This window comes from Micromonospora sp. NPDC047740, assembly GCF_043204735.1.
Lineage (GTDB): Bacteria > Actinomycetota > Actinomycetes > Mycobacteriales > Micromonosporaceae > Micromonospora.
In genome coordinates this window covers 1-3,099 of sequence record NZ_JBIDCT010000048.1, presented here as the reverse complement: position 1 = coordinate 3,099, position 3,099 = coordinate 1, and the positions used below count along the sequence as shown (strand labels likewise).

At 65.8% G+C, this 3,099-nt stretch carries 3 protein-coding genes; 1 reads left to right on the top strand and 2 read right to left on the bottom strand.

Annotated elements, in window-relative coordinates; translation table 11 throughout:
* Window positions 1-346 precede the first annotated feature (346 nt).
* Together ACGF4F_RS37310 and ACGF4F_RS37305 are read right to left on the bottom strand one after the other, a co-directional pair.
* On the bottom strand, window positions 347-895 hold the full coding sequence (locus tag ACGF4F_RS37310; protein ID WP_357444825.1) for a hypothetical protein: 549 nt from the start codon (window positions 893-895) through the stop codon (window positions 347-349).
* A 781-nt stretch (window positions 896-1,676) separates the two neighbouring features.
* A complete protein-coding gene (locus ACGF4F_RS37305) occupies window positions 1,677-2,057 on the bottom strand; it encodes a VOC family protein (RefSeq protein WP_357444831.1) in 381 nt (126 codons plus the stop codon).
* 321 nt (window positions 2,058-2,378) lie between these two features.
* Between ACGF4F_RS37305 and ACGF4F_RS37300 the strand changes: the two genes are divergently transcribed.
* Complete coding sequence (locus ACGF4F_RS37300; RefSeq protein WP_393085237.1) at window positions 2,379-2,696, top strand: hypothetical protein; 318 nt, start codon at window positions 2,379-2,381, stop codon at window positions 2,694-2,696.
* Window positions 2,697-3,099 lie beyond the last annotated feature (403 nt).

Genomic DNA, 3,099 nt, shown 5'->3' with positions numbered 1-3,099 from the left:
CGCATGATCAAACGCTCGAACAGCAAATACCAAGCCCGCGGACCGAACATCGACCGACGCAGCTACAAAGCCACCACAAGCATCGACATCATCAGGCCCGCCCCTTGACAGCTCCCAACCCGCCCTAACTGAACGGCGTTGGGCCTAGATCCGTAGAGTCCGAGAATGTGACCAGCCAAGACAGCACCGCGCGTCCGCAGGCCACTCCGAAGGTGGCAGCGGGCGCGCTCTTCGTTGACGAGCAGAATCGGATGATGCTCGTTCGGCCCACGTACAAGTCGCGCCCGGCTGCCGGCTATGTCGGGCTCCACTTGATGCGCGACGGATTGATGTCGGATGGTGGGTGTCAGGAGTGGGAGGGCGAGGGTACCGGCGAGGACAGAAGGCGCATGATGCGTTCGTCTAGCGCGTCGCCAATTGACGGTTCAGGTCCGGCGAAGGCAGCGGCTTGGAGGGGTTTCGGAAAGATTCGCCGGATGCTGTCCGGGTACACGCCTTCCCCGTCTTTCGGTTTTTGATAGGTGACAGGCGGTCCCAGCTGCACGGCGATCGGCATCGACACGCCGCCGAGCGAGCTGAGGTCGGCATCAGGTCCCTTCGCTACATCTGCCTCGCTCAGGTACTTGCAGAACACGTGCGTGTAGATCGTGCGGACCTCGTCAACGGTGTCAGCCGAGTCCGGCGCCACCCCGAACACCGAGGCGGCGCAGACCGGCCATCGATCATCTGGCTCGCTGCCTGGCTGCGCGTCAAAGGTCGGGTCGTGCTTGATTGCGTCCACCACCCGCGATGCGAGCTGCTCCCGGAATTGCTTGGGCAGCTTCCGGGGGTTGGGCACTGACAGCCACCGCAGGACGAAGACGCCGGAGGCCACCAGGAGCAGCGGCACGAGCACCAGCGCCCACCGTCGGGCATGCTTCCCATTCACGGGCGTGACCCTAAACCACGCCCGGGGGCCTTCGGGAGCCTCGCTGTGCCGACCACAGGCCGCCGGCTGCCGGCGAGTTGGTTCAAAGTTTCTGTATGTCTTCAAGGCGGCCCTTGACGGGCCGCACGCGCCGCCGCCTGGGCGCGCGCCGGCCGCTGCCGCTGTCGCTCTGCGGCCGTCACGCCGGATGCCCGGCGGCTGGCGCGGACAGTGGGAAGTCCGGTGGGCCGCCGCAGAACGACAGATCGTTGACGAGTGAGGGGTGGGCCGGCAGCCGGCCGGGCCGCGCGGCCACGTGCCCGCGCGGCGTAAGGGAGCGCACGCCGGCCGCGTCGGCGAGCTGGCGGCGGTCGCGGGGTTGCGGCTAGTGCGCCTCCGGCGGGGGCGCTCCGGCTCCAGGATGGCCGGGGCTCCGTCGGCGGGTCGCGGTCCGTGGGTGGTTGCGGTAGCGCCATCCCACCGCCGACGACCCGGGGCGAGCCGAGCAGACCGCCGCCGGGACCGCCAGCGTCCGTCCGTGCGTCAAGGCCGTCTTGACGTGGCGGCCCCGACGGCGGCCCGCTCCCACAAGGGCGGGTCGACGGCGACGGGATGGCGAGGTTCCGCTGGCTGGGTCAATGCCTCACCAACACGCATGCGACACGGGGCGGGTCGAGCATCCACCCGGCCTCCCAGCTATTGATGGGGTCGCCAGATCTTGTCGGCGGCTGCGGGGTGGCGGCTGCGCCGATCGTTTGGGCAAGGGCCGTCAGAGTGGGTCGAGGCGGCGCTTGAGCAGGCAGAACTCGTTGCCTTCTGGATCGGCGAGGACGTGCCAGGACGCATCCGCAGGCTGACCGATGTCGACGAGTTTGGCCCCGGCGGCCAGGAGGCGCTCGAGCTCGGCGTCCTGATCGCGGTCGGTGGGGTTGACGTCGATGTGCAGCCGGGCATGCCCGTTCTTCGGCTCGTCGTTGCGGATGAGGAAGATCGTCGGCTGCGGGCCGCCGAACCCTTCGCGCGGGCCTATCTCGATGTAGACCCCCTCTTCGCGATCGAGCACTATGAAGTCCAGGATCTCGCACCAGAACCGCGCCAGCACCTCGGGGTCGCGGCACTTGAGCACGAGCTCACTGATACGGCATGCCATTGACGAAACCTACTCTCAGCAAGGGAACTGCCGGGGCGGCCGCACGCGGATATCATGGGCTCCCTGCAGTGCGAACAAGCTCGCGATCGTACCGGGCGAGGCGAGCAGGGCTGGACGAGGGTGCCCGTCGGGCCGACCCCTGACGGTCGTCAATCAGCAGGAAGTCAGCGAGACGCGCGACAACAGCCGTCAACCGTTGGTACGGGACAGCAAAGTCCCGGACGACAACACCAGTCGTCGGCATTGATCAGCAAGCATCAACTGTGTGGAGCCGCCTTTGCAAGGCAGGGGTTGCTTGGCCTCTGTCGTTAGACTCTGATCATGTTGCTGCTTTCGAAACGGCGTTGGGTGCTTGCACATTTTAGTCTGATTTTGGCGTTACTGGCAGTTTCCTTGGCAACTGAACCATTCGCCGTGACTTCCGGGCCGGCGATTATAGCTTTAAACCTGGCTGCACTTGGCCTCATTGTCTTAGGGCAGCCATGGGCTTCGTTCGTTGGGTTCCTGTCTACTGAAGTGGGCGAATTCTCCGGCGCTCAGGAGCTGATCCTCTATGGCCTTCCGTTCTTGAACCTTGCTCTCCATATCGTGGTGTCGGAGGGGTTGGCGCGAACGAAAAGGCGTAATGCATCCGGGTAGGTCCGAGCGTAGGACCCCGCGCAAGATCAGCGGGCACAGATCCGGCACAACTGGGGTGACAATGGGTGCAAAACGTCACAAGGGGTTCAAGCCTCTGCCCCACCTGAGCCCGTGCCCGATCCGTGCCCGATACAGCGGTCAACACCGGCCAGCGGAGGTCCGTTGCAGAGCCTGGCCGTGTTGCCCGTGCGTCCATGACCCTCCAGCACCAGGCCCGGGGCCGCGACTCAACCGATTCCCAAGCTGTTTCTGGGTCTCTTCGGGGCGCTGCGCATGCAGGAAAATCGTGGGCGGGGTCGCCCGCCGACGTCGTTACTTTCATGGCGCTGGTGAGGCCGTCAAGCTGTTTGACGCTGGGAGCCGCTTCGAGGGGCTGCGCATTGTTGCTACGAGCACGAGGGTC

Bases quoted from the DNA above. Each gene is read 5' to 3' on its own strand.
- ACGF4F_RS37300 (WP_393085237.1), top strand. From the start codon at position 2,379: ATGTTGCTGCTTTCGAAACGGCGTTGGGTGCTTGCACATTTTAGTCTG.
- ACGF4F_RS37305 (WP_357444831.1), bottom strand. From the start codon at position 2,057: ATGGCATGCCGTATCAGTGAGCTCGTGCTCAAGTGCCGCGACCCCGAG.